The sequence below is a fragment of the Verrucosispora sp. WMMC514 genome, assembly GCF_027497295.1.
GTDB classification, from domain to species: Bacteria; Actinomycetota; Actinomycetes; order Mycobacteriales; family Micromonosporaceae; genus Micromonospora; species Micromonospora palythoicola.
This window is the reverse complement of sequence record NZ_CP114906.1, coordinates 2,202,310-2,227,722: the sequence shown is the minus strand read 5'-3', so window position 1 is coordinate 2,227,722 and position 25,413 is coordinate 2,202,310. Positions and strand designations below refer to the sequence as shown.

The 25,413-nt window shown below is 68.7% G+C and carries 21 protein-coding genes and 2 pseudogenes; 10 read left to right on the top strand and 13 right to left on the bottom strand.

From position 1 onward, the window contains the following. Window positions 1-33: 33 nt before the first annotated feature. Window positions 34-591, top strand: a complete 558-nt coding sequence (locus tag O7597_RS10060) for a hypothetical protein (RefSeq protein ID WP_281582539.1) — start codon at window positions 34-36, stop codon at window positions 589-591. Between the two features lie 79 nt (window positions 592-670). Here the strand turns inward: O7597_RS10060 and O7597_RS10055 are convergent, their stop codons facing one another. From O7597_RS10055 to O7597_RS10025, 7 genes are all read right to left on the bottom strand, one after another. Further along, window positions 671-1,279, bottom strand: a complete 609-nt coding sequence (locus O7597_RS10055; RefSeq protein WP_269740746.1) for an ATP/GTP-binding protein — start codon at window positions 1,277-1,279, stop codon at window positions 671-673. Then, a complete protein-coding gene (locus O7597_RS10050) occupies window positions 1,260-1,637 on the bottom strand; it encodes a DUF742 domain-containing protein (protein ID WP_281582538.1) in 378 nt (125 codons plus the stop codon). The genes O7597_RS10055 and O7597_RS10050 overlap by 20 nt, the downstream gene beginning before the upstream one ends. An 8-nt stretch (window positions 1,638-1,645) precedes the next feature. Beyond that, entirely contained in the window at window positions 1,646-2,056 is a 411-nt protein-coding gene (locus O7597_RS10045; RefSeq protein WP_269740748.1) for a roadblock/LC7 domain-containing protein, read from the bottom strand. 17 nt (window positions 2,057-2,073) lie between these two features. Continuing rightward, complete coding sequence (locus O7597_RS10040) at window positions 2,074-4,431, bottom strand: nitrate- and nitrite sensing domain-containing protein (RefSeq protein WP_281582537.1); 2,358 nt, start codon at window positions 4,429-4,431, stop codon at window positions 2,074-2,076. A gap of 161 nt (window positions 4,432-4,592) precedes the next feature. Then, window positions 4,593-6,221 carry a prenyltransferase/squalene oxidase repeat-containing protein gene (locus tag O7597_RS10035; RefSeq protein WP_281582536.1) on the bottom strand — a complete coding sequence of 543 codons (1,629 nt, stop codon included), beginning with the start codon at window positions 6,219-6,221 and terminating at the stop codon, window positions 4,593-4,595. Window positions 6,222-6,247: 26 nt separating this feature from the next. Then, the gene (locus tag O7597_RS10030) at window positions 6,248-7,168 is read right to left on the bottom strand and encodes a terpene synthase family protein (protein ID WP_269740751.1); all 921 of its coding nucleotides are present in this window, start codon (window positions 7,166-7,168) and stop codon (window positions 6,248-6,250) included. Further along, complete coding sequence (locus O7597_RS10025; RefSeq protein WP_269740752.1) at window positions 7,165-8,535, bottom strand: cytochrome P450; 1,371 nt, start codon at window positions 8,533-8,535, stop codon at window positions 7,165-7,167. The genes O7597_RS10030 and O7597_RS10025 overlap by 4 nt, the downstream gene beginning before the upstream one ends. 197 nt (window positions 8,536-8,732) lie before the next feature. Here O7597_RS10025 and O7597_RS10020 point away from each other — a divergent pair, with 197 nt between their 5' ends. The 3 genes and pseudogenes from O7597_RS10020 to O7597_RS10010 all read left to right on the top strand — a co-directional run bounded on the left by O7597_RS10020 (window position 8,733) and on the right by O7597_RS10010 (window position 11,039). Next, entirely contained in the window at window positions 8,733-9,713 is a 981-nt protein-coding gene (locus O7597_RS10020) for a helix-turn-helix domain-containing protein (RefSeq protein ID WP_281582535.1), read from the top strand. A 325-nt stretch (window positions 9,714-10,038) separates the two neighbouring features. Then, window positions 10,039-10,227: pseudogene (locus O7597_RS10015) on the top strand (uS14 family ribosomal protein); the annotation flags it as partial. Between the two features lie 389 nt (window positions 10,228-10,616). Beyond that, window positions 10,617-11,039 (top strand): helix-turn-helix domain-containing protein, encoded by a 423-nt coding sequence (locus O7597_RS10010; protein WP_281582534.1) that lies wholly within the window; start codon window positions 10,617-10,619, stop codon window positions 11,037-11,039. A gap of 32 nt (window positions 11,040-11,071) precedes the next feature. Here O7597_RS10010 and O7597_RS10005 read toward each other — a convergent pair whose 3' ends face one another. Then, the gene (locus tag O7597_RS10005; RefSeq protein WP_281582533.1) at window positions 11,072-11,695 is read right to left on the bottom strand and encodes a phosphoesterase PA-phosphatase; all 624 of its coding nucleotides are present in this window, start codon (window positions 11,693-11,695) and stop codon (window positions 11,072-11,074) included. A 217-nt stretch (window positions 11,696-11,912) separates the two neighbouring features. Here O7597_RS10005 and O7597_RS10000 point away from each other — a divergent pair, with 217 nt between their 5' ends. Then, window positions 11,913-12,404: a hypothetical protein gene (locus tag O7597_RS10000; protein WP_269740756.1), complete on the top strand. Its 492-nt coding sequence runs from the start codon at window positions 11,913-11,915 to the stop codon at window positions 12,402-12,404. Window positions 12,405-12,417: 13 nt separating this feature from the next. Then, window positions 12,418-13,572 (top strand): annotated as a pseudogene (locus tag O7597_RS31740) (MAB_1171c family putative transporter); the annotation flags it as partial. A gap of 84 nt (window positions 13,573-13,656) precedes the next feature. Here O7597_RS31740 and O7597_RS09995 read toward each other — a convergent pair. The 5 genes from O7597_RS09995 to O7597_RS09975 form a co-directional block, all read right to left on the bottom strand. Further along, a complete protein-coding gene (locus O7597_RS09995; protein WP_281582532.1) occupies window positions 13,657-14,688 on the bottom strand; it encodes a trypsin-like peptidase domain-containing protein in 1,032 nt (343 codons plus the stop codon). Window positions 14,689-14,988: 300 nt separating this feature from the next. Continuing rightward, window positions 14,989-16,407, bottom strand: coding sequence for a ricin-type beta-trefoil lectin domain protein (locus O7597_RS09990; protein ID WP_281582531.1), 1,419 nt, complete (start codon window positions 16,405-16,407; stop codon window positions 14,989-14,991). 99 nt (window positions 16,408-16,506) lie between these two features. Then, on the bottom strand, window positions 16,507-18,963 hold the full coding sequence (locus O7597_RS09985; protein ID WP_281582530.1) for a non-reducing end alpha-L-arabinofuranosidase family hydrolase: 2,457 nt from the start codon (window positions 18,961-18,963) through the stop codon (window positions 16,507-16,509). A 495-nt stretch (window positions 18,964-19,458) separates the two neighbouring features. Then, window positions 19,459-20,493, bottom strand: a complete 1,035-nt coding sequence (locus O7597_RS09980) for an NAD-dependent epimerase/dehydratase family protein (protein ID WP_281582529.1) — start codon at window positions 20,491-20,493, stop codon at window positions 19,459-19,461. 86 nt (window positions 20,494-20,579) lie between these two features. Next, window positions 20,580-21,143 carry a TetR/AcrR family transcriptional regulator gene (locus O7597_RS09975; protein ID WP_281582528.1) on the bottom strand — a complete coding sequence of 188 codons (564 nt, stop codon included), beginning with the start codon at window positions 21,141-21,143 and terminating at the stop codon, window positions 20,580-20,582. 177 nt (window positions 21,144-21,320) lie between these two features. Between O7597_RS09975 and O7597_RS09970 the strand changes: the two genes are divergently transcribed. The 4 genes from O7597_RS09970 to O7597_RS09955 all read left to right on the top strand — a co-directional run bounded on the left by O7597_RS09970 (window position 21,321) and on the right by O7597_RS09955 (window position 25,353). Continuing rightward, the gene (locus tag O7597_RS09970; protein ID WP_281582527.1) at window positions 21,321-22,031 is read left to right on the top strand and encodes an alpha/beta hydrolase; all 711 of its coding nucleotides are present in this window, start codon (window positions 21,321-21,323) and stop codon (window positions 22,029-22,031) included. An 81-nt stretch (window positions 22,032-22,112) separates the two neighbouring features. Further along, window positions 22,113-22,664 (top strand): hypothetical protein, encoded by a 552-nt coding sequence (locus tag O7597_RS09965; RefSeq protein WP_269740764.1) that lies wholly within the window; start codon window positions 22,113-22,115, stop codon window positions 22,662-22,664. A 62-nt stretch (window positions 22,665-22,726) separates the two neighbouring features. Next, window positions 22,727-24,541 (top strand): glycoside hydrolase family 15 protein, encoded by a 1,815-nt coding sequence (locus O7597_RS09960; RefSeq protein ID WP_281582526.1) that lies wholly within the window; start codon window positions 22,727-22,729, stop codon window positions 24,539-24,541. A gap of 32 nt (window positions 24,542-24,573) precedes the next feature. Further along, entirely contained in the window at window positions 24,574-25,353 is a 780-nt protein-coding gene (locus O7597_RS09955) for an SDR family oxidoreductase (RefSeq protein ID WP_269740765.1), read from the top strand. Window positions 25,354-25,413: the final 60 nt, after the last annotated feature.

Sequence of the window (25,413 nt, the reverse complement as noted above, 5' to 3'; positions counted from 1 at the left end):
CCGGATTCTTGGAGACACGAATCGGAGGTTGCTTTGGCGATCTTGCTGGCCAGCATCGACGCCACGCCCACCCCCGGCCGGCGAATGATGACGATCATCGGCGGCGACTTCGACTCCTTCGGTCACCCCGAAACCAACGCCGCCGTCCTCTGCTGGGCAGGCACCGAACAGATCCAGCTGTTCAGCGAGATCAGCGATGGCCACCGCCCACATGTCACGGTCGAGGCCTGGGACGGGCCGGCACCGACCGACACCGGCGAATGGGAAACCCACGGGCACGCCGAACTGCATTCCACCAGTGGCACGCTGGGTATCAGCATCTTCGACGAGAAGATGCTCACCCCGTTCATGCCCATCGGAGCGCCGGGAACCTACCTCGTCGACGTGCATGCCGCCGGCAGGCGTCAGATCCGTGGGTTGTACGGGAAACCCGCGTGGTTCGCCGACGAACTACCCACCGGCATCGAACGTTTTCTGGTCCGTGTCTGGCCCAAGCACAGCGCCACCAGCACCTCACCCGACAGGCCGCACCGTACGGCCACCAACCCGCGACCGCCGGGTGGTCCGCTGGTGGCACCGGATCACGGGTAGGGCCGGCACAGGCCGCGGTGGTGGCTGGACCGTGACACGGACCGGTCGACCTCGACCGTGCGTCGGGTCAGCTCGCCGGTCAATGACCTACGGGCTCGGGTCTGCGGGTCAGCCCCTGCTTCTTGACATGCTCGATCAGCGCCACGAGGACCTCTTTGGACGACTGTCGCTCCCGCGCGTCACACATCATGACTGGCACGTCCGGGTCGAGGTCCAGGGCCAGGCGAACTTCGTCGAGGCTGTACTGGCGCGCGTTCTCGAAGCAGTTGACGGCAACGATGAACGGCAGCCTCGCGCGTTCGAAGTAGTCGACGGACGGGAAGCAGTCGGCGAGCCGCCTGGTGTCCGCCAGGACCACGGCACCCAGGGCGCCGATGGTGAGTTCGTCCCAGACGAACCAGAAGCGGTCCTGGCCCGGCGTGCCGAACAGATAGAGGACGAGTTCCTCGCTGATGGTGATCCGGCCGAAGTCCATCGCCACAGTCGTGGTCGATTTCGCCTCGACACCGGAGATGTCGTCGACTCCCACGCCCTGCTCGGAGAGGACCTCTTCGGTCCGCAGGGGCTTGGTTTCGCTGACGGATCCCACGAGGGTGGTCTTGCCTACGCCGAAGCCACCCGCGATGAGGATTTTTATGGCGGTGGGAAGGGTCGCTTGGCCCGTCCGCTCAGAGTTGACGTAGTCCATTGATGAGCGCCTCGAATACGCTGTCGTCGGGAAGGGTGGCGGCTTGGCGAGGGTCGTTCACCTGAACGAATCCCTGAGCGATCAGTCCGTCGAGCAGCACTCGGACGGTGCCAAGGGGCAGGCTGAGATGCGCGGCCACTTCTGCGAGTGCCAGCGGCCGTTGGCACAGGTGAATGATCCTGGCCTGCTCTGGTGCCATCCCCACCTCCGACGGCGGGACCGATCGGGTCGAGAGGACCAGAGCGACCACGTTGAAGCTGTTGGCTGGCTTGGCCCGCCCGCCGGTGACGGCGTACGGCCGGACCACCGGCCCGGCTGCGTCATCTAACCAGACCGGTTCTTCGTCGGGCATCGTCATGGCGGCCCCTAGTTGTTGGTGTGCTGACTCGGCCTGGTCGGGGAGGCGAGGAACTTGCCGGCTCGCGCGACGACCATCGCCATTTCGTACGCGACAAGTCCGACGTCGGTGTCTTCGGCCGCGAGGACGGCCAGGCAGGCGTTGCTCCCGGCCGCGGTGACGAAAAGGAACGACGACCTCATCTCGATGATGGTCTGTTGAACGGGTCCGCCGCCGAACCGCTTGCTGGCGCCCTTCGCGAGGCTCTGGATCCCCGATGCCATCGCGGCCAGGTGTTCCGCGTCGTCCCGGCTGAGCTGGGCGGAGGATGCCATGAGCAGCCCGTCAGCGGAGAGCACGATGGCATGCTCAGCCTGCTTGACCCGCCCGACCAGGTCGTCGAGCAGCCAGGCCAGATCGCCCGTGGAATTCTGCTGCACTTGCCCGTTCCTCTTTCTCACCGGTCGGTTTCGGCCGCGGACGTGTTGTCGGCGGCGTCGGGTTGCTCGTCGTCGGCGGCGTCGACGAGACGTGCGGCGTCATCGCGGCCGCGGCGGGTGCCGGATTGGTAGGAACTCATCATCCTTCGGATGTCGTCGGGGGATCGCCCCGCCTCGTCGTCCGGTGGCTGTGTCTGGCCTGGGGACGATTCGCGCAGTTGTCGCGCGATGTTGGCCTGGCGGACCCTCATCGGCAGGCCGTGCTCGGTGTGCTCGGTGTGTCCGGCAGCAGGTCCGGGCCGCTGTTTGACGCTGGGCGTGCTCTTGACCGGCTCCTCGGTGACCGTGGCGGCGGCGTCAGCGGCGGCACGCAGTGGACGCACCGCTGGCAGTTCCATCGTTTCGCCGTGCACGGGTGCGGGCTCGGCGACGGCGAGCGCGGTCTGCCGCGCCGTGGTGACCCGCTGGGCCTCGCCTGCGGCAGCCGGGTCCCCGGTCACGCCCGCGGTCGGAGCGGGACCGGCGCCGATCGGGTCGGCGGTCGCCACCAGGTCCTTGGGGATCAGGACAACCGCCGTCGTTCCGCCGTAGGGCGACGGCTTCAACCGGACCGCGAGGTGGTGCTTGGCGGCCAGCCGACTGACGACGAAGAGTCCCAGCTTCTTGGCGTCGGCGAGGTTGAACTCGGCGGCGACGGCGAGGTCCGCGTTCGCAGCGGCCAGATCGTCCTCGGCCATGCCGAGACCTCTGTCCTCGATCTCGATGGCGAAGCCGTTGGCCACGAGCTGCCCGCGCACCTCGACGGGGGTGCTCTTCGGCGAGAAGGTCAGGGCGTTCTCGATCAGCTCGGCGAGCAGGTGGATGATGTCGCCGGCGGCCCGGCCGGCGAGCGCGACCGACCCGAACGGCATCACCTTCACCCGGGTGTAGTCCTCCACCTCCTGCACGGCAGCGCGGGCCACGTCGACCATCGGCACGTTGCGGCGCCAGCCACGGCCGGGCGTCGCACCCGACAGGACGATGAGGTTCTCGGCGTTGCGCCGCATCCGGGTGGCGAGGTGGTCGACGCGGAAGAGGTCCTCGAGTTCGTCGGCATCCTCCTGCCGGCGCTCCATCTCGTCGAGGAGGGTCACCTGGCGGTGGACGAGGGCCTGGGTGCGTCGGGCCAGGTTCAGGAACACATCGCGTACGTTTCGGCGTAGCTCTGCCTGCTCCACGGCCGTACGCACAGCGGTCTCCTGGACGGCGTTGAACGCCTGGCCGACCTGCCCGATCTCGTCCGAGCCGAAGTCGAGGGGCGGTGCCTCGACGGCGACGTCCACCTTCTCGCCGCGCTGCAGCCGCTCGACCACGGCGGGCAACCGCTCGTCGGCGAGTTGGTGAGCCGCGTCCCGTAGCCGCTGCAACTGCGCCACCAGAGCGCGCGCCGTCGTGATCGACAGCACGATCGACGCGGCAACGGCGATCGTGCCGAGACCCGCCGCGAGAAGCAGCCGGATGATGACCCAGACGGCGACGCCCACGGCACCGGACACGATTCCGTTGCCACCGGCGGTGACGACTTCCTGCAGCTCGGACTGAGCGTCGTCAACCACACTGCGCCACTCGGCGGCCTCGACGGGCAGGCTGGACCGGGTGCGGCTGGTCTGTGCGACGCTGTCTTCGATCGCCCGAAGACGGCGGAACGTGTCGCCAGCAAGCAACTGCTCATATCGAGCGCGGTCGGCGGGTGACAGCTGGATCGAGGTTTCCGAGCCCGCGAACCGTTGGGCGCCCACGAGCTGCGCGAACTGCGCCTGCTCAGCGGCGGTGATTCGACCGCTGGCGAGGACGCCACTCAAGAGCGCGTCCTCTTGCGAGATCAGCTCCCCCATGCGGTTCAGCTGGATGAGCGCGGCAGCGTAACCCGCGATCGTCTTGTCGTCCAGGCTCGCCGTGGCGTGGTAGATGCCGAAGATCGAGTCGATCGAGTCGCCGAAGGCCTTCGCTGCGCTCGAGCGGTCGATGGTGCGTGCGTCGACCTGCTTCCTGATACCGCCCAGGGCGTCCAGACTGACGTAGGCGGCGTCGAGTCGTTGGGCCAACGTGGCGCTGCCCGCCAGATCCGTCTGCCAACTCCGTGCTGACTCGGTGAACGTCGCGGCGAACTGCTCGGTCTGCCGGCGCTGCGTGTCCAAGGACGCTCGCGCTTGACTGTCGTCGGAGCCACCCAGGTAGGCCAGCGTGAGTCGGCGTTCGCTCTGCAAGGCGGTCAGCAGGGGCGCGCTCGGCTCGTACACCTTGCTGTTCAGCGTATTGACCCAGAGCAGGTTGAGACCGTCCCGGAGGGTCACCCACGCCGCGAACGCCCACAGGGCAGTGAGCGACAACAACATCGCGACCACTTTGGTGCGGATATTGGTACTGCGAAAGCGCATCACACCGTCCCAGTCGGCCGTTGCACCTGGCTAAGTCCTCGGTGAATTTCTGACGCCTGCGCGTCCCACATCAACGGCGCGCGACAACGGGAGCACGCTAGCAGCGTCCAAGAAGGTCCTCAAGCGTCCCTGATCACCGGCTTGCTGGCTGCCTGCCGCGGTTTGGGGGCAGTTGTCGTGACGGTCGCCGCAGTTATCTCGTGCCGTTGCCGCACAAGGTGCAATGCGGCGAGCACCGCAGCGCGGACAATCGCCAGCGGGTGGTAGAGCTCCTTGCCGTACCACAGGGGAGGGGCAGGCTCCCGGCCCGCCGTCTCACAGAGGTACGCGTAGCCACGCCTCGTGGCCGCCTGGACCTCATCGGCCCTCGGGCGTGCTGCCAGGAGCACCTGCAACGCGTACGCGGTCTCCTCAGCGGTGCCGTCCCACCGTCCCCACGACCCGTCGACCCGCTGCGTGGACAGGACCCAGTCGACCGCCCTCGCCACCGCGTCGACCGCGGTGGGCCCGCGGCCGAAGTCTTGAAGAGCGAGGGCACAGCACATCGTGGCGTAGTACGGCGAGGCATGCCATCGGTCGCGCCACTGCCCGTCCGGCTGCTGGCGCTCCCGCAGCGCCACCGTCAACCGATCGATGGCGGCCAGGTACCGCGGCTCCGGATCGACTCCGCTGGACACGTGCTGACCGAAAGCGTCCAGGACGTGAGCGTTGGTGGTGACCGACCACCCGTCCTCACCAGGCCAGGTGCAGAATCCGTCCGCAGTTTCGTATGCCCAGAGAGGGCCGGGGTCCACAGGCTGGCCGAGATGTCCGAGCGCACACAGCGCCACGGCCGTGGTGTCTGCGTCGGCGGGCAGCCCCGGCCCGGTCGGAGTGCCCAGCGGGCTCAGCGCGGCGCGCAGGCTTTCCACGATGCGCGGCGGCACCTCGACTCGAATGCCGGCCCGTGCCAGTCCGCTCACCACCCACGCCGCTTCGAAGACAGTGATGGGCAACGGACACGGCACCGGGCCGTCGCCGGCGACAGTCGCCAGATGAGCCAAGGCTTGGTTGCTGGAGGGGCCCGATTCGGTGTTGCCGATCCAGGCGGCGGTTGCCGCCGGTGAGGCGCCGACGGTCCCGGGCCCCGCCGGTCGAATGCCTGCGGCGCGAGCTGCGGAACCCAGGACCTCCAGGAAGTGCACCAGTTTGCCCGGCAGTTCGACTCCGGCGGCAAGAGCTTGTCGGACCTTGACGAGACGGCCGTCGTCCATCCCCGTTGGCAGGCCTAACCGCCCGCCGTACCAGGGTTCGAGGCACGGCACCGCCATGTGCTCAAGCCGGGCGAGATGCTGGTTGATGCCCGCCACGAGGGACGGCACGATGAGATCCGCACCTGGCGTGTCGGGCACCAGCAGATCAGCCTGTAGCCAGGTAGTGAGCGCCTGCAGGCTGCGGGCGACGGCAGGGGCCAGGCGCGCCGCCACGTGGTCCCGATGTGCGCTCGGTCCCGTGGAGCGGAGGGTCGCGAGCAGCGCGTCGGTGGCGCTGAGGGTGGGAACCAGCGCATACCCCTGCGGTGGACCCCACCCTCCGTCCGCCCGCTGCGTCCGCAGCAGGAATGCGATGCGCTCGGCATGCCCCCCCAGCCGCGGCGACAGCGACACGAGCCGAGCGGTCTCGTAAACCGATGGGGCGACCTGACCGTGCGGCTCCGCCTCCAGCCCGGCGATCAGATCAGCTACGGCACCGGCAATGTCGCCGTTCAATGTTTGGACGGGGATGGCCGGGCGGCTCACAGGCTGCCCCAGAAGTCCGACACCTGGTAGAAGCCGGCGGTGAACGAGATCTGGCGTCGCAGAAACGCGGCCTGTCGGGGACACGTTTTCTCCAGTGGCTCGATCAGTTCGTGGCAGCTCTGGATGATCGCGTTGAGCCTGGCGGTCACTTCGGTTCTGCTCACGAGCATGAGCGCGTTGAGATCTCCCCACTGGAGGTCGCGCTTACTTGTGCCCAGGTCGTTGATCAACCGGATGGCGCGCTGCACCTCGCGGCTGGCAGCCAACAGGTCGTCGACGTGGTCCAAGCAGTCCTGGTCGCCGAGATGGGCCCAGTGCGTCACGCTGACCAGCACGACAGCGGCGTTGTCCGCGTTGGCGAGGTACTCGTCGAGAGTCAGCGCAGTACGCCGCGAGGCCGGTGGCGCCTGGCACGCGATCTTCCATCGCCACTCCTGCGCCATCGCTGCGACCATGCGTCCGATCTCGTCCCGCCACATCGGGCCCATGGCCGCGAACGCCGGCGCCGACACCAACTCGTTCCGTATCTCGGCCAGCAGCAGCGCCAGCGGGTGTCCACCGTCGACGCACGGATCGCCGTTGGCGGCTGTGACGCAGCTGGCGACGAGCGCCTGGACATCGTCGTCCGTCTGCGCGAGGTGGTCGAACTGCCAGTCCGCCGCAAACACCCATAGCACGGTCCGAGCTGTCAGCCTCAGTTGGTCGCCTGGGTACTCGGGGGCGGTGAACGCTACTGACATCGCGATGCCGCTGATGAGCGCCGCGTCGAAGGGCCGCGCCGCGAACAGGTCCTGATGGCGCGTCACGACCTCGTGCAGGTCGCGATCGAGAGTGACGGCCAGCGCGCAGACTCGTGCCTGCTCTTCAACAGTGAGCGCGTCGCCCGTGGCGACCGGGACATGCGGGCTGGGCGTCACGAGACTGAGGAGTGGTCGTGCCGCGGCAGCAGTGTGAGGGTGTTCGGCCGGGGCCGCAGTGAGGCACCGAGCCGCGCTTTGAGGTCGGCCGGCTCCCCGAGTTGGAACCGGTACCGACTCAGCAGCGTGGCGATGATGATCGGGGCCTCAAGGAGGAAGAGGTGCTGGCCGACGCACTGGTGCGGGCCTCCTCCGAAGGGAAAGTAGCTGTAGCGGTGCTCCCGCCTCGGGCGGTCGGGGGCGAACCTCTCCGGGTCGAATGCCTCAGGGTGATCCCAGAACTGTTCCATCCGCTGGGTCGCGTACGGGCTGACCAGGATGGTTGCTCCGGCCTCGATCCGGACCCGACCAAGGACCTGCTCCTCGACCGCTGTTCGTGGGATGTTCCAGCCGGCTGGCCAGAGGCGCAGCATCTCATCCAGGACCATCCGGGTGTAGCCCATCCGTGGGATGTGTGCCCGCTGTACCGGCCCACGCCCGACCACCTCGTCGACTTCGGCGTACAGCCGGTCGGCAACCTCGGGGTACTTCTCGAGGACCGGCCACAGCCAGGACAGGACACCGATCGTGGTCTCGGTGGCCGTACTGAACATGGCGACCACGTCGCTGCGGACCTGCTCCTCGCTGACCTGAAGTCCGTTGGCCCTTGGGCGGCACAGTGTGGCGATGATGTCGTCGCCGTCGCCCGGGTTCGCGCGCTCCGCGCGGATGATCGGTAGGACCAGCGCGTCGATGGCCGCGACCGCCTTGCGGAACGCCCGGTCACCGGGCAGGGGAATCCAGTAGGGCACGCCGGGCGCGAGCAGACGAACCACCATCGTCCGGGTGATCGTCCCCAGGTGACCGAAAATCTCCAGCGCGTCGCCTACGGGGATCTTTCGCCCGAAGAGTACGCGGGTTGTGGCTTGACACACGATCCGCGACATCAGGGTCATGGCGTCCACAGCCGCACCCTGTCGAGCCGGCTCACCCAGCGCGTCAATCGCCTCGGCGATGGCGACCGCCATCTGGTCGACCAGCCGCTCGACACGCTGTTTGGTGAACAGCGGTTGCAGGGTGTCCCGGCTGGACTCCCACACCTCTCCCTCGGTGACGAGGATCGCCTCCCCGACCACCCGGCGGATCGAACGCCAGAGCATGCTCTCGCCGTCGCGGATGTAGGTGGTCCTGTCACGCAGGATCTGCTGTAGGTGCTCGGGGTGGGTGACCAGGTAGGGGCGCATGGTGCCCAGGTTGAGGCGTACGACCTCACCGCCGGATTCGCGTCCGAAGTGGACAAGAGCCGCGAGCGGATCCCGGAGCACACGCGGCAGTGTGTCGCGCAGGGGAATGGTCCTGGCGCGGCCGGCGGGTTTCGCCTCAGGCATGAGCACCTCCACGAGCTGTTGTCCTCCGAGCGTATGGCCAGGCAGGCCCCCGCAGCAGGGGCCCTGCATGATCAACTTTCGCGTTCTATCGATAACTCCTGATTTGTCTGAGGTGGACGGCGGTCCGGCGGATGCGGCTCTGCGAGACGAGGTGATCATCGGTAACATCCCGGACTCGGCTCAGAGGGTGGGTGGAGGTGAATCCGTTGCTGCCGTGCGAGGTGCTCGACACGTCCGTGCTTCCACCGAGTGACCGTTTCGAGCGCTGGTACGAGGTCATTGCCCGCGAAGCCGCTCCGACCTACGTCAAGAGCCCGCATCTTGCCGACTTCAAGGCATTGGCCAAGCGAGTATCCCTGGGAACTGTCCTGCTGGCTGAGTTGCGCTACCCAACCCTGGACACCATCCGTTCGCCACGGCTGGTCAGGCGGTCGCAGCCCGACACCTACCAACTGGTGCTGATGACCACGGGAGAAAGCGTTGCGCACCAGGAGCGCACCCAGTCCTCCGTGCCGCAGGCGTCGTTCACCCTGCTGGACAACAGCAAGCCGTTCACTGGCACCCACTACGCGTCGGGGCCGACGCTTGCGAGCTCCATCTCACTTGTCATCCCCCACCAGGCGATGCCGCTGCATCCAGACAAGGTGCGCGGGCTCCTCGCAAGCTCAATCAGTTCTGACACAGGCATGGCGGCTCTGCTTGCTCAATTCGTCCGCCGGGTGGCAGCGCGCCCCGAAGAATTCGCCCCGAGTCAGGCGGCGACGCTGGGCGCGATAGCGCTCGACCTCGCGGCCAGCACCCTGGCGCAGCGCTTGGCTGTTCAAGAGCTGCTGCCGGTCGAGGTCCGCGAACGTACGTTGCGTACCGAGATCGAAACCTTCATCGAGAACAACCTTGGCCGCACTGATCTGACCCCTCGTTCCGTCGCCGCCGCGCACCACATTTCGCTGCGAATGCTCCACCGGCTCTTCGCGTCCGAGCAGCACACCGTGGCGGAGCTGATTCGGCACCGGCGACTGGCTCGGTGCCAGCGGGATTTGCTCAATCCGTTGCTCGCCGATCGACCGGTCCACAGAATCGCGGCTCGTTGGGGATTTCCGGCCTACGCGCATTTCAGTCGGCTTTTCAAGCACACTTTCGGCATGTCGCCGCAGCAGTACCGCGACCTGCACCGTTAGTTCCCGGCCGACCGTGGCTCCCGCGCTGCCCGGCGGAGAGTTTCGAGTCCGGTGCGTCCTTGACGGGCGCGGCTGCTGAGCTGCGAACGCGCCACGGGCCGTACAAGACGGCACAGAAGTGCAACCTTCTGGCACCAGCGGTCAACATCCCAACTGTTCGTTGATCGCAAACTGGAGCAGCGAGCGGGACCCGGGCGATAGGGCGGGGGCTACCAACGGGGGTGCCTCTTTCGTTCGGGACGCTGCACCGTAGGCCACACCTCGGTGTCACATCGCCACCGCTTCCCACCGCCCGCACCGCCCCTCCGGGGGTGGGAAGCGGCGCTTGCGACTGCGCGTACGCGACCAGATCGACGGTCGCCCACGTGGTGTGTTGGCCCGGTTCGGATCGTCCCGGGTTCGGTTCCGCGAGTTGGCCCTGCGCGGCGAGTTGCCCGGGGTCCGCAAGCGTAGCGGTGACGACACCACCCAACGTGCCGTAGGTGGGCGAGGTGTGCAGGGGGATCGGGGCTGACAGGGCCGGTGACCCCGGCGGAGGTGTCCGGGGCCACCGGCGGCCAGATCGCGGGGTCGGTGCAGCTGCGATGTGCGGCGCCGCCGGCCGGGCCGTCTCCCTCGTGCCGGTGGCATCTCGGGGGCGGACGCGCAGCCAACGCGGTTCGCACATCCCCCGTGCTGCGGCCAGGCCGCGTCTGGCGATCGATACCCGACCGTGATGCAGTCTCCACCTGTCGGGGACGTCAAGCCGGGATAGTCCGTCACTATCGTTGTCCACTGCGGTGCTACGGCCACCAGAGTGGTCGGGTATCGCTAGTGAAGCATGGTCGATCCGCACCTGCAACTATTGTGGATCGCAAATCCCGCTTCATCACCATTGTGGCGCGCTGGGATGGGAGGACGGTCATGGCGGACGGTGGCGCAGGCGAAGGTGGACCCTCCTTCGCCGCGCGGCTCAGACACCTGATCGACACGCACGTCAGGCCAGGTACCGGCGAGCCGTACTCCCCGGACGATGTCGCCAGGGGGACGGGCCTGTCGACCAGCTACGTGAACTATCTGCTCAGCGGCGAGCGGGACAATCCCTCGCGCTCGGCGATCCAGCAGTTGGCGAACTTCTTCCGGGTGCAGCCCAACTACTTCTTCGATCCAGTGGCGGAGTCCGAACCCGACGAGCTTGACGTCGATCCCGACCTGGCGACCATCACGGTGCTGGCGCGCGGGCTGCCACCGGGAGTCCCGCGCGCCAGCCTGCGCAGGATCGTGGAGCAGGTCGCCGCTCTGGAGGCTCGCAACAAGTCGGTGCGCCGGGGCCGGCCGACGCGCTAGCCGGACGTTTCCCAGCCCTGGCGAGCCAGGGCCTAGCCGATCAGCAGGAACGTCGGCACCGTCACGACGAGACCCACCGCGGTCCCGGCGATCACCTGACCGACGGTGTGCTCGCCAAGCTCCACTCGCGACCAAGCCACGAGGACGACCCCGGCGGCGGCGAGCAGCAGAGCCGGTCCGAAGACGATGACCAGGACAGCGGCCGAGCCGGCGGCGACCGCCGCGTGGATGCTCAACTTCCACACCAGGTTGACCAGGGTGACGGCCAGACCCAGCGCGAACATCACGACGACCATGGCGATCACCGGCCGGGGTGCCCGGAAGCCGACCAGGAGGGCCAAGCCGACCAGCACCGAGACGAGGCCGTACACCAGTGGCGTGCGCCGCTGCTCGCGTACCCGGATGTGATGGTCGCTGAGGCGCCCTCGGCGCACCCCCCACCAGATGAGGCTGTTGGGGATCACCGAGCAGAACAGCGCGCCCACCAGCGCCCAGCCGAGGCCCGGCCCGACGGCCGGCGCGCTGGTCCGCAGGGCGACGACGAACGGCATGACCGCGGCCAGGAGCGTTGGCGCGAACACCTCGGTAACCACCCGAGCGATTCGGGTGGAGGGGCTACGGCTGGCGGAGTCGCGGGCATCGAGCACCTGACGCATTCTGCCGCTTGCGGTACCGCCCGGGACGGGCCACCAGTGGGACCGTTGCCGCCGCCGTGCTCCAGGCCCTGAGAGTCGGCCGGCTTGGCTATGCTGCCTGTCTGCGACCGCCACCATCGTGGCTGAGGCGTGCGCTGAACGCCGACATCGGCGGCCGGAGGGATGCAGGAGCGAAGGGCTGTTTCGGGCACCGTCCGCAGAAGGGTCAGAACAGACGATGTGGCACCAGAAGCGCCGGGCACACCGGCTGCTGCGTCGGCTCGATGTCGCCCTGCCGGTGCCGATGACCGTTCCGGCGTTGGTGTCGGCGCTCGAGGAGGAACGCGGTCGGCCGATCCATCTCGTCGCGATGACCGTCGACGAGCCGGCCGGGCCGTGCGGGCTGTGGGTGGCGACGGCCGAGGCCGACTATGTCCTCTTCGACCGCGACTCGCCGCCCGTGTTGCAGGTCCAGACAACGTTGCACGAGCTGATGCACATCGCGCTGAAGCACACCGGCACGACGGTTGTCGCCGGTGCCGACCCTGTCGAGACGGTACTGGCCAGATCGTCGTCGTCCTTCGACCAGCAGCAGGAGATGGACGCCGAGCTGCTGGCGACCTACCTGGGAGCTCGGTTGGACCGGGTCGAGGAGGTAGGCGCCTTCGAAGACCTGCACGAGGACACCGCAGCGGTGATGTACCGCATCGCCGCGGCGCTGACCCACTAGACGGGAATGGCAGATGTTTGTCGCTGTCGGCCATGTGGTCGCCGCGCTCGTAGCCGTTGCGGCGCTCGTCGTCAAGCTGGGCGCCCTGCTGCGAGACCCGAAGGACCAGAAGATCTGGGCGAGCGTGGCGATCTGCCTGGGCTGTGGTCTCGCCGTCACACTCGGCTGGGCGCCGGTCCACAGCGCCGTCGACCAGTTCACCCGCGTACCGAACCTGGCGAAACTCGCCGAGCACGGCTCGGCGCTGCTGACGGCCACCGCCATCCAGTTCCTCTTCCTGCACCTCGGTGACCCGCAGCGGGCACGGCGGCAGATGCGTCGGCGGTTGGTGCTGCTGGCCGGGGTGTTCACGGTGATGGCGACGATGTTCTGGGCGGCGGACTTCCCGACCTCCGAGCCACTGCGCTTCGCCGACCGGTACGGGGACCTTCCCGAAGTCGGCGTCTACATGCTGGCGTTCCTGCTGTACCTTGCCGTCTCCGTGGCCGACATCCTGCGCATGTCCCTCGGCTACGCAAGGTACGCCGGCACCCGACTGAAAGTCGTCATGCGCCTGCTCAGCGCGGGAGCCGCGTTCGGCGGCGTCTACGTCGGCCACAAGGCATTCTTCATCGCTCTGAAGCTGGGCGATGTCAGCGCGCCGTGGTCGGAACCGGTCGTCTCACAGACCCTTGTCACCCTGTCGGTGTCGTTCACCTGTTCGAGCTTCGTGCTGTCGACGATCTGGAAGCGCGTCGACGACCTGCGTGCCTGGCCGCGCAGGAGCGAGGCGTACCGGCAGCTGCACGAGCTGTGGTACCTGCTGTATCGGGCGTTCCCGACGATCGCGCTGCAGACGCCGCGTCGACCTGAACGTGCCCGCGGCGTCGCGTGGGGCGTCGGCCAGCGACTGTACCGGCGATGCGTGGAGATCGGTGATGGACTGCAAGCCACCGGCCAACTGGACCCACGCCTGAAGGCGGTGGCCCGGCACCGTGCCATCGAGGCGGGCTGGGACCGGGACCGGGCAGCCGCGGCCGGCGAAGCGGCGGCCATCCTGTCGGCGGTGCGCCGCCAGCGGCAGGTACGACTCGCTCGCCCTGAGGCTGGTGCCGGACTGGAGCAGCGGTCGCCGATGATCGAGCGGATGGACGTGGACGCGGAGGCGCGGCGGCTAGGGATGATCTCCGCCGCGTTGCGGGAACCCTTCGTACGCGCCGCCGCAGCCGACGCCGCCGACTCTGGCCCCGAGGTACACCAGAGCCGGGCGACCTCAGCGGGTGGCGGCGGTCGGCGTGACCCTGGTCTGCCGGGTGTCGCCGCCGCGCAGGTAGGTTATCGAGACGGGCTGGCCGGGCTCGACCGACCGCAACGCGCCGATGAACGCCTCAAGCGTGTCGATGCGCTCACCGGCCACCTGCGTGACGATGTCCCCGGGCCGCAGACCGGCGGCGGCCGACGGACCGTTTTCGTCGACGTCGCGGACCAGGACACCCCGGTCGGTGCCGGCATTCAGCGACCGGGCGATCTGGGGGGTCAGGCGCGCCACGGCCACCCCGAGGTACGGCTGGGTGACCCGGCCGTCGTCGAGGAGGTCGTCGGCGATGTCCAGGGCGGTGGCGGCGGGGATCGCGAAGCCGATTGACACCGCGCCGGTCTGCGGCGGCAGGTAGGCGTCGTTGATGCCGATGACCCGGCCCGAGTAGTCGGCGAGCGCGCCGCCCGAGTTGCCGGGTGAGATCGCCGCGTCGGTCTGGATCAGGTCGACCAGGGCGTTGCCCTGACCCGCCGAACCGGGGATCTCCCGACCGACGCCGGAGACGATGCCGGCGGTGACGCTGTTGAGGAAGCCCAGTGGGCTGCCGAGCGCGAGGACCGGCTCACCCGGTGGCGGAAGCTCGGTGTGGAACGGTGCGGGCGGCAGGTCGGCGCGCTCCGCGCGGAGCACGGCGAGATCGGTGACGGCGTCGGCGGCGACCACCCGGGCCGGTACGCGGGTGCCGTCGGCGAGGGCGACCTCCACGTTCTCCTCGTCACCAACGACGTGCTCGTTGGTGAGGATCAGCCCACCCTCCCGGAACACGACCCCGGAGCCGAGACCCTGACCGACCCGAACGGTGACGACCGAGGGCTGCAGTCGGGCGACGATCTGTGGCAGATCGGCTGCGGCCGGTGCGGGCGCGGCCGACGACGCGGCGGTCGGCGCCGCAGCCGCTCCTTCGTCGTCGGCGGCCGTGCAGCCGGCGGTGGCGATCAGCATCGCTCCGCCAGCCAACAGTGCCACCCAGCGCGATCGGACCGTCACGGTGTAGTCCTCCCGGTGGTAGTACAGCGGTCGGGTGCCCTGGCTGGCCCGCTACCCGAACCTCCCGACGGCAAACCCCGCGGCTGCCCGCGAGGTCGGAACGTCACGGTGCCGGGCAGCAACCGTCATCCGTTCGTCGCACTACCCTGCGGCCGGACCGAGCGGCGCGGTCCGTATCGAGATGGAACGGGCGGGCTCGGCGTGATGCCGGGCCCGCCCGTCTCGATCATGATCTTCAGGGTCTTCGGGTGCCGCCGCACGGATCGGTGGACCTGATCGCCCTCGACCCCGTGGTGGTCGTTATGCGAGGGGTGCGAGGCGGAATTGTTGGTTGGGTTGTCCGTGGCAGTCGTAGAGCTGGATCTGGGCTCCGTTGTTGCTGCTCCAGACGTCGAGGCAGCGTCCGGACTGGACGCCGGTGATGGTGCCGTTGGAGTTGACGTTCCATTGTTGGTTGGTGCCGCTGTGGCAGGTGTAGATCTGGATGGCGGCGCCGTTGCCGGAGCCTGCGGCGTCGAGGCACATGTTGTCGTAGACGCGTAGTTGCCTGTTTGAGGTGTAGGTCCAGGACTGGTTGGTCTGCTTGTTGCAGTCGTAGAGCTGGACGCGGGTGCCGTTGTTGCGGGAGGCGTTGGGTACGTCGACGCAGCGGCCGGACTGGGTGCCGATGATCTCGTTGGCCGAGCCGGAGGGCGGTGGGGTGGTCGGCGTCGGCGTGGGGGTCGGCGGCGTGGTCGGCGTCGGCGTTGGGCTGCCGGTCGGCGGCGTGGTCGGGTCCGTCGGCAGCAACGGGCAGGTGCTGCGGTAGGTGACCACTCCGCTGCTGTCCAGCAGCGGGCAGAGGAACTGGCTGTACCGCGAGTCGTTGTCGACGAACATCTTCAGGAACGGCAGCATGGTCCGGATCAACACCGGGTTGGACCGGCCGACCATGAACCCGTGGTCCCCACCGGCGACCTCGAGGTAGACGCTCTCCGTCGAGGCCGGAAGGCTGTTGTACAGGTTGAGGGCGTAGGACGGGGTGACCACCGTGTCCGCCTGCCCCGAGATGACCATCGTGGGCACCCGGTCGTTGGCCAGGTTCTGCGACGGCGAGTACGGCGTGATGCCGACCGCCGCCTTCAACGACGAGCGCCGGATGGCCGCGCTGAGCGCTCCACCGCCGCCCATCGAGTGACCGGAGACGGCCAACCGGTTCGGGTCGACCCGGTCGCGTACCGGGCTCTGCTGCGTCAGGTAGTCGAGCGCGGCGAGCAACTGGGTGCCTCGGGCGGTGTCGAAGTCGTTACGGCTGTTGGTCTCGATGCCGATCACGACGAAGCCGTGCGAGGCCAGCCACGGGCCCATCCAGGCCAACTCGGCGGAGAACAACGCCGTGTAACCAGGCGAGATCGCAATGGCACCGAAGGTGCCCTGGCTGGTGTCGGTCGGGTAGTAGATCCTGCCGCCGTTGAAGCCGTACCCGGTCGGGACGCTTACCGACGTGTTGGCGAACGGGCCGTTGACGGCCGCGACGCTGGCCCGGGTGGGGTCCGGGCCCCGCTGGTACGGGTTGTCGGCGGCCGATGCGGACCCGGTCGCCACCGTCACGGTGAACATCCCGACGGCGGCCGCGAGCCCCGCCGTGGCGAGCTTGAGCAGCCGACGCCGAATGCCGGGGGACACTCGGCCGGCATGATCTTCCCTCGCGAGCGGGGGGTGATGTGCGTGTCCTCGCACTGTCGATACCTCCTGGTGGTGGGGTGTGTGAGGGATGGGCGGGCCCGGACTGCGCCGAGCCCGCCCGATCCGGCTGTGCCCGAGCCGGATCCGTCGCCGTCAGCGCTGCAGGGTCAGCACTCCCGGGCGGTACGGCAGCAGGCCGTAGTCGCCGCCGGAGTTGGGGGAACGGCCCTGGTAGAGCATCTGCAGGTTGCAGGGGTCGATGGTCATGGTCTGGTCGGCGTTGGTCCGGATCAACTCACCGTGGCTGATGTCGTTGGTCCAGGTGGCGCCGCTGTTGGCCTTACCGGCGAACGGGTTGCTCTCGCTGGTGGCCTGGGGGGTCCAGCTGCCGCCGAGGCTGGTGGCCGTGAAGGACCGGAAGTAGCGGCCCTGCGAACCGATCGCCTCGACGATCATCAGGTACCGCTGCTGGCCCTGGAGCTTGTACACCTGCACCGCCTCGAACAGGTTGTTCGTGGTGTCGGTCATGATCGTGGTGTAGTTCGACCCGAAGCTGCCCGGGAAGTTCCCGATCGGCATGCTCGCCCGGTAGATGCGGCCGTTGTCACCGGCGAAGAACAGGTACATGTTCTGGTCGTCACCGATGAGCGCCTGGTCGATCGGGCCGGTGCTGGAGTTCGAGATCGACCCGGTGAACAGCGTCTGGTGCGCCGACCAGCTGTTCACGTTCGTCGGGTCGGTCGAGGTCCGGTACGAGAACGCCGGTCCACCCCACTGGTAGGCCAGGACCCAGATGTTGCGGGGTGCGAAGTAGAACAGTGAGGGGGCGACCGCCGCGAACGGCATCGCGTTCTGGCTGGCCGAACCCATCTGGTTCCAGTTCGAGAACAGGCCGAAGTTCATCGACCCCCAGGTGGTGCCGGTGTCGTGGGTGGTCCCGTACACCAGGTGCTGACCGTTGTACGGCGCGTGGGTGAAGTCCTTCAGCGAGACCCAACCCGACCTGGGCTGCGCCAGGGCGCCGGTCGACGACCACCGGTAGCTCGACGGCAGGTTGCAGGTACCGGTCGGCGGCGGGGTGGTGGTCGGCGGTGTGGTGGTCGGCGGGGTCGTGGGGCCGCCGAGCGGGTTGAGGCGGAACTGCTGGTTGGGCTGCCCGTGGCAGTCGTAGAGCTGGACCTGAGCTCCGTTGCTGGTGCTCCAGACGTCCAGGCAACGCCCGGACTGGACGCCGCTGATGGTGCCGTTGGAGTTGACGTTCCACTGCTGGTTGGTGCCGCTGTGGCAGCTGTAGATCTGGATCGCGGCGCCGTTTCCGGAGCCGCCGGCGTCGAGGCACATGTCGCCGTAGACGCGTAGCTGCTTGTCCGAGGTGTAGGTCCAGGACTGGTTGGTCTGCTTGTTGCAGTCGTACAGCTGCACCCGGGTGCCGTTGTCACGAGAGGCGTTGGGTACGTCGACGCAGCGGCCCGACTGGCTGCCGACGATCTCGTTGGCCGAGCCGGACGGCGGTGGGGTGGTCGGCGTCGGCGTGGGGGTCGGCCCCGGCGTGGTGGGCGTGGGAGTCGGCCCGGGGTCGGCGCTGTTCAGCGCGTCCAGGGTGGCCGTGTACGCCTGCTTCTTGTTGCCGTTGTTGTCGAACAGCAGCGGGGTGCCGTACGAGCGCCACGAGTCGCTGTCCCGGATGCCCCACACGGTGATGCCGTTGCAGCGGGGCACCGCGAGGCAGTCGTTGACCACGTTGCGGTAGGTGTTGGCCTGGGTGGTGCCGGAGCCTTCGATGTCCAGCTCGGTGATCTGCACGTCCACGCCGAGCGCGGCGAAGCTGGACAGCGTGGTGCGGTAGTTGCTGTTGTACGCCGACTGCGCGTTGAAGTGCGACTGGAACCCGACGCAGTCGATCGGCACGCCGCGCTGCTTGAAGTCCTGCACCATCCGGTAGACGGCCTGGGTCTTGGCCCAGGTCCAGTTGTCGGTGTTGTAGTCGTTGTAGCAGAGCTTGGCCTCCGGGTCGGCGGCCCGGGCGGCCCGGAACGCGGCCTCGATCCAGTCGTTGCCGGTGCGCTGCAGGTTCGAGTCACGCCGCGCGCCGCTGTTGCCGTCCTCGAACGCCTCGTTCACCACGTCCCACGAGTCGATCTTGCCGCGGTAGTAGGAGGCGACCCGGGTGACGTGGTTGAGCATCGCGTTGCGCAGCGCGGTGCCCGACATGTTCTGCATCCAGCCGGGCTGCTGCGAGTGCCAGGCCAGGGTGTGGCCCCGCACCTTCCAGCCCCGGGACAGGGCGTGGTTGACGATCCGGTCCGCGTTGCCGAACGTGAAGTTGTTCTGCTGCGGCTCGGTCGCGTCGATCTTCATTTCGTTCTCGGGCGTGACCGAGTTGAACTCGCGGTTCAGGATCGTCGTGTACGCACCGTCGTTGAGCTTGTTCGCCGCTACCGCGGCACCGAAGTACCGGCCGGACTGGCCGGCAGCCGCGGCGAGGGTGGTCTCGGCGGCGTGGGCGAGACTGGGTAGCAACGACACGACGAGGGCCGCAACTATCGCGGCAGTTCCGGAGACGGAGAGCGTTCGAAGTCGACGCCCGGAGGGACGGGTCCGGGAGATCATGCTGATCCTCCAGTGGTGGGATAGGACAAACGCGGTCGCTGTTCGGTGGAAGATTCCGCTCGGGATCGGCGGAGTCCCACGATGTCGAGCCCGCCGGTCGATGCGGGACCCACATCTGGCGCACCCGGTCGGAAGTCGGCTCCGGCCACTGACCAGCAGGTGAAGGGTTGCGATGAGTGGCCAGGTCGCCCGCCGGGAGGTGGTTGCGGCGTGGGGTGGTGGTGGACGTGGTGACCTGGGATGGTGGTGGGGCCTGGTGCTCGGGTGCGGCGCCTCCAGCGACTGGAAGTGATGTTAACGATCACATCGATCGATGGCTCTCAGGCTGGCAGATAAATCCATTGTTTTCAACCGGTAGTTTCGGGCGGCGACCGAAAGTTTTTCGGACGATGCTCGGTGCTGCTGGTCATGGGCGTCCGGCGGTGCCACATGTCCGTCCGTTCAGGTCGCACTGGTACGGCCGCACGGCGGCGGCGATGTCGTCTCCTCCGTCGCTCACGCGGGTTGGGCGAGGCGGGGCCAGGGGTAGCCGGCGGCCTCGGCTTCGGCGAGAGCCGCGCGGACGGCGTTCCGCCAGTCCTCGCGGGGGACGTACCCGAGGGTGCGGGCGGCGTGGTCGGAGGGGCAGTCCCAGTCTTCGGAGACATGTACCAGAGACCGGGTCAGGAAGGGTTCGGAGCCGGGCAGGAAGGGGTGCAGCTTCTCCATCAGCCAGGCGAAGGCGTACCCAACGCTGTACGGGACGCTGAACCAGGGCCGCGGGGAACCGGTCTCGTCGGCGATGAACTCGATGACGTCGCGGGCGGCGGGCGAGGTCGGGCCGCAGATGTTGAACGACTCGTAGTCGTCGAGCCGGTCGGCGGTTGCGGCCAGCGCGAACGCCTCACCCAGGTCGCCACCGCCCACGAGTGCGATTCGAGCGCGTCCGCCGGCCAGCCAGGGCACGAGGCGGGTGCGTAGCCGGGGTACGAGTGCCGGCACCATGCCGAGGGCGTTGCCGGCCCCGACAAAGTGCCCGAGGCGCATGGTGACCATCTGGGTGCCGCGATCGCTACGACGGCGCATGTAGTCGTCGAGGTCGATGAGCCGGTCGAGGTGGGGCCAGAAGCCGGTGCGGCGGGTCGGGGCGAAGTCGTCTATCGGGCCGCCGTCGGCGGGGCGCGCGGCGATCGCGATCGTGCTGGTCTGGACGAACCGGCGGACACCCCGGTCGATCGCCTGGTCGATGAGGTCCCGATTGGGCTCGAAGAACTGACGGCGCTCCAGTTCGGCGTGCCCCCAGAAGGCACCCCAGGTGCCGGCGTGGCAGACGACGTCCACGGCATCGACGACGGCCTTGCGGTACCCGGGGTCGCGCAGGTCGCCGACCCGGGTTTCGCCAGCGAACTCGGCCGGAAGTCGGTCGGGCGTGCGGCAGGCGGCGATGGCGGTGACGTCTTGCCGGGTGGCCAACGCGGCGAGGATGTTGCGGCCGAGGAAGCCGGTGGCACCGGTGACCAGAACTCGGGTGGTGCGTGTTCGTCCGCTCATGCCGTCGCCTCGGTCGGGCTACCGGCGGCAGAGGACGGAGCGGACAGTAGGACGATCACGGTTGCTCCTTGCTGTCGCTGGGCGGACTACAGGGTTCGGATCCAGCCGATCAGCCGGGTGGTCTCCCGGTCGACGTACGCGGGGTCGTCGAGGCTGTGCGCGATCAGCGACACGCCTTGGAGCGCGGACAGCAGGTGCAGGGCCAGGTCGGCGGCGTCGGCGTCACGTCCGAGCGCGCGGAACTGCTCCTCCAACCAGCCGAGCAACTCGGTGAAGATGGCGCCTGTCTGCTCGGCCAGTGGACCGCCGGCCTTGTGCAGCTCGGCACACAGGGTGCCGACCGGGCACCCGCTGCGGGCCAGTGCCGCGCGGTTGTCGGCCGTCATCTGCACGAACGCCGCCAGTCGCGACCGGGCATCACCACTCTGATTCCACTGTCCACGGAGCGTGGCGTAACGCCCGGCGTGTTGTGCGACGAGCGCTTCGCCGATGGCCTCCTTCGTCTTGAAGTAGTAGTAGACGTTGCCCAGCGGCACCCCGGCCGCGGCGGCGATGTCCGCGAGCGTGGTGCGGGCGAATCCCTGCTCATGCACCAGCCGAACGGCGGCGTCGACCAGGCGGCTGCGTTTGTCGGGATGGCGGTTCAACATGCCCCCTCGGCACTCAGTTAGTTAGCCAACTTACTGACCGGGGGTGCGGTGGTCAACCCGTGCTGATCGCGGTAGCCCTGCTGAGGCTGCCGCCGGTTTCACCTCTGTCTGGCGGGTATTCAGCCGGACCGCCGAGGCCGGCGGTGACATCTGCACGCAGTGAGGGAGCGCAGCGTCATGCCTGACTCGCAGCCCACCATCGTTCTCGTGCACGGCGCGTTCGCCGAGTCGGCGAGCTGGAACGGTGTGATCGAACGGCTGGCCCCCGCGTACGACGTGGTGGCCGCCGCCAACCCGTTGCGGGACGTCGCGGGTGACGCGGCGTACGTGCGAGACGTGATGCGCGGGATCGGCGGTCCGGTCGTCCTCGTCGGCCACTCGTACGGGGGAATGGTCATCACGCAGGCTGCCGCCGGCGATCCATCGGTACGGGCGCTCGTGTACGTCAACGCCCTCGCCCCGGACACCGGTGAAACGGCGCTGTCGCTGTCCGGAAAATTCCCCGGCAGCACGCTGGCTGACACGCTGGTGAAGTATCCGTTGTCCACCGGCGGTAACGAGGTGGCGATCGGCCAGGACGCCTACCACGCGCAGTTCGCCGCCGACGTGCCGGCCGACCTTGCCGCGCTGATGGCCCGGACCCAGCGGCCGATCACCGAACGTGCCCTGGGCGACGAACTCTCCGGGGCCCCCGCCTGGCGGTCGCTACCCAGCTGGTTCATCTTCGGGGACGCGGACCGGAACATCCCGGTCGCCGCGCACCGGTTCATGGCCGAGCGGGCCGAACCACGTGGCCAGCGGGAGATCGTCGGCGGCTCGCACGCGATGGCGGTGGCCCAGCCGAGCGAGATCGCCGAGACGATAATCGAGGCGGTCCGCGGGTCGTGAGCCGCCGTGGCGGCCGGCTGTCGGGTGCCGGCGATCCCGGTGCCGGTGCGTACCGCGCGCGGCCGTGGGTGCCCAGTGCCCATGGCGCGGTACACGAAGCCTGAGCTGCGCGAACAGCTCAAGGAAGAGATCAAGGCGTCCGACCGGGGTGGCCGTCCGGGACAGTGGTCGGCGCGCAAGTCGCAGCTGCTCACCAAGGAGTACCAGAAGCGCGGTGGCGGCTATCAGGGCCCGAAGGACGAGCGGCAGAAGTCCCTGCAGCAGTGGGGCGACCAGAAGTGGCGGACCAGGCAGGGCGGCACCCGGGCGCGACACGACGGCGAGACCGACCGTTACCTGCCCGATCAGGCGTGGAAGCAGCTCTCCGCCGAACAGCGGCAGGCGACCGACGCCAAGAAGCGGAAGGCGTCGAAGTCCGGGAAGCAGTACGTCGCCAACACCGGTCCGGCCAAACGCGCCCGGCGGAACGCCGTCTCGTCCGTGTCGCTCACCGATCTGCCGGTAGCCGAAGCGGCCCGACACGTCCGCGACCTCGACACCGGCCAGCTCCGGGCGGCACTGCGGGAGGAACGCGCGGGAAAGGGCCGCAAGACGCTCATCCAGCGCCTGGAGTCGGCACTCAGCCGCCGCTGACCGGCGCCGGGAGGCCGGACCGCGCCGGGGAGTAGGAGGCGCCGGCACGGGTACGCCGGGGTGTGGCGGTGATCAGCGACTACGCGCTTCTCGGCGACTGTCAGGGTGCCGCACTGGTCTCCTCGGACGGGTCCGTGGACTGGTGGTGTCCACCCAGATTCGACGCGCCGAGCGTCTTCGCACGGCTCCTGGGCACCACCGGCGGCCACTGGTCGATCCGGCCACCGGGGCCGCACACGACCACCCGGCGCTACCTCGACGGGACCATGGTGCTCTGTACGGAGTTCCACACCCCGAGCGGCGTACTGCGTCTGACGGATGCCCTCGGCCTCGGCTTCGGTGAACGCGGGCACGGGATCGGCTTCGGGTCGCCGCACGTGCTGCTGCGGCAGGTCGACGCGGTCGCCGGCACGGTGGAGGTGGCGATCGAGGTCGTGGCCCGGCCGGAATACGGACGAACAAGTCCATCGATCGCCGAGACACCGCTGGGAATCGAGATATCCGGCGGTACCGACCGGCTGGTGCTGACCAGCGACCGTGGTCTGACAGTTGACGGTCCGGTGGTGACCGGACGGTTCACGCTCACCGAGGGTGACAGCGCGGTGCTCGCGCTGCATCATCGCCGGGCCGCGGACCAGCAGATCGGGCCGCTGGACGGGCGTGCCGTACTGCGCGACACCATCGCCGCCTGGCAGTCGTGGGATCGCATCCACCAGGGCTACCAGGGGCCCTACCGGGAGCAGGTCCGGCGCAGCGCACTGGTGTTGCAGGCGTTGACCTACCAGCCGACCGGCGCGGTGATCGCCGCGGCCACCACCTCGCTGCCGGAAGTGGTAGGTGGCGCGGCGAACTGGGACTACCGGTTCGCCTGGCTCCGCGACGGCAGCTTCACCCTGAAGGCGCTCTGGGTTGCCGCCTGTCCGGACGAGGCGCGCAGGTTCTTCGACTGGATCGCCGCGTCGATGGGATCGGTGCGGGGGGCGGACCACGTGCCGATCATGTTCGGCGCTGCCGGTGAGCGTGACCTGACCGAGCACCCTCTGGAGCACCTGGAGGGCCACCGCGGCAGCCGACCTGTCCGGATCGGGAACGACGCCTGGCAGCAGAAGCAGCTCGACGTCCTCGGCGAGGTGCTGGAGTGCGCGTGGGTGCTGCGGGACCAGATGGCGGACCTGTCGCCCGCGGCCGCGGAACTGCTTCGATCGCTGGCCGACCGGGCCGCCGACACCTGGCGGCAGCCGGACGCCGGCATCTGGGAGGGACGCGAGGGCGAGCGGCACTACCTGACCTCGAAGCTGGCGTGCTGGGTGGCTCTGGACCGGGCCGTCAAGCTGGCGCGCGATCTCGACGCCGAGGCGGCGGTCCCACGCTGGTCGAAGGCCCGAGACGAGGTACGAGCGGCGATCCTGAACGAGGGGTGGAGCCCGGCGAGCGAGGCGTTCACCGGCGCGTTCGGCTCCGACCACCTCGATGCCAGCGTGCTCGGCATGCCGATCCTCGGGTTCCTGCCCGGCGACGACGAGCGGGTCCTCGCCACGGTGCGAGCCATCGAACGCGACCTGACCCGGGACGGTCTGGTGCAGCGTTGGACGGGCGCGGGCGACGAGGGCGCCTTCATCACCTGCTCGTACTGGTTGGCCGAGGCACTGGCCCTGGCCGGGCGGATCGACGCGGCCCGGCAGATCTTCGACAGCGTGACCGCCCGGGCGAACGATCTCGGCCTGCTCTCGGAGGAGATCGACCGCAGCGACGGCAGCCAGATCGGCAACTTCCCCCAGGCGCTGTCCCACATCGGCCTCATCAACGCCGCCTGGGTCATCGACCAGGCGGAGGCCGGCGTCCGATCCCGTTCGGTTAGGACCGGGGCAGGCGGGTAATCGGCCGCCCGGCGTCGACGAAGGAGGCCGTGATGACCGGACGGCTGGCGGGCAGGACCGCTCTGATCACCGGCTCCGACTCGGGAATCGGGCAGGCCACCGCGATCGAGTTCGGCCGGGAGGGAGCCGACGTGGTGGTGCACTACCTGCACGACCACGCGGGCGCGAACCACACGAAGGCCGAGATCGAGAAGGCCGGTCGGCGCGCCGTTGTGGTGCAGGGCGACATCAGCGTCGAGCATCAGGTCGAGGCGATGTTCGACGAGGCCCTCGCGGAGTTCGACCGGCTCGACATCCTGATGAACGACGCGGGCGTGGACGCCTCCGGCATCCCGGTGGCCGACCTGGACACCGAGACCTGGGACCGGTCGATCCGGACCAACCTGTACGGGATGTTCTTCTGCTGTCGGCGGTTCATCCAGCACCGCCGTGACCAGGGCGGACACGGCAAGATAATCAACATCACCTCGATTCACCAGGAGGTGGCCCGGGCGGGCGGCTCCGACTACGACGCCAGCAAGGGCGGCATGCTCGAGCTGGCCAAGAGCATCGCCCTGGAGGTCGCTCCGATGCGCATGAACGTGAACAACATCGGCCCCGGCATGGTGCTCACCCCGTTCAACCAGCAGGCGATCGACGACCCGAAGTTCCTGGAGGAGCAGGTGCAGTCGATCCCGTGGAAGCGGGCCGCGCAGCCGGAGGAGATCGCCAAGCTCGCCGTCTTCCTGGCCAGCGACGACGCCGACTACGTCACCGGGTCGACGTATTTCATGGACGGCGGCCTGATGCAGAACCAGGGCCAGGGCGCGTAACTGTCCGGCCCGTCCTGCCCGAGGTGCACCGGTCGCCGGCGAGCTGACGCGCCAGGTGGT

Bases quoted from the DNA above. Each gene is read 5' to 3' on its own strand.
- O7597_RS10025 (WP_269740752.1), bottom strand. From the start codon at position 8,535: ATGCCTGAGGCGAAACCCGCCGGCCGCGCCAGGACCATTCCCCTGCGC.
- O7597_RS10000 (WP_269740756.1), top strand. From the start codon at position 11,913: ATGTGGCACCAGAAGCGCCGGGCACACCGGCTGCTGCGTCGGCTCGAT.
- O7597_RS10055 (WP_269740746.1), bottom strand. From the start codon at position 1,279: ATGGACTACGTCAACTCTGAGCGGACGGGCCAAGCGACCCTTCCCACC.
- O7597_RS09985 (WP_281582530.1), bottom strand. From the start codon at position 18,963: ATGATCTCCCGGACCCGTCCCTCCGGGCGTCGACTTCGAACGCTCTCC.
- O7597_RS10010 (WP_281582534.1), top strand. From the start codon at position 10,617: ATGGCGGACGGTGGCGCAGGCGAAGGTGGACCCTCCTTCGCCGCGCGG.
- O7597_RS10040 (WP_281582537.1), bottom strand. From the start codon at position 4,431: ATGTTGTTGTCGCTCACTGCCCTGTGGGCGTTCGCGGCGTGGGTGACC.
- O7597_RS09970 (WP_281582527.1), top strand. From the start codon at position 21,321: ATGCCTGACTCGCAGCCCACCATCGTTCTCGTGCACGGCGCGTTCGCC.
- O7597_RS09965 (WP_269740764.1), top strand. From the start codon at position 22,113: ATGGCGCGGTACACGAAGCCTGAGCTGCGCGAACAGCTCAAGGAAGAG.
- O7597_RS10050 (WP_281582538.1), bottom strand. From the start codon at position 1,637: ATGACGATGCCCGACGAAGAACCGGTCTGGTTAGATGACGCAGCCGGG.
- O7597_RS09975 (WP_281582528.1), bottom strand. From the start codon at position 21,143: ATGTTGAACCGCCATCCCGACAAACGCAGCCGCCTGGTCGACGCCGCC.
- O7597_RS10005 (WP_281582533.1), bottom strand. From the start codon at position 11,695: ATGCGTCAGGTGCTCGATGCCCGCGACTCCGCCAGCCGTAGCCCCTCC.
- O7597_RS09955 (WP_269740765.1), top strand. From the start codon at position 24,574: ATGACCGGACGGCTGGCGGGCAGGACCGCTCTGATCACCGGCTCCGAC.
- O7597_RS09980 (WP_281582529.1), bottom strand. From the start codon at position 20,493: ATGAGCGGACGAACACGCACCACCCGAGTTCTGGTCACCGGTGCCACC.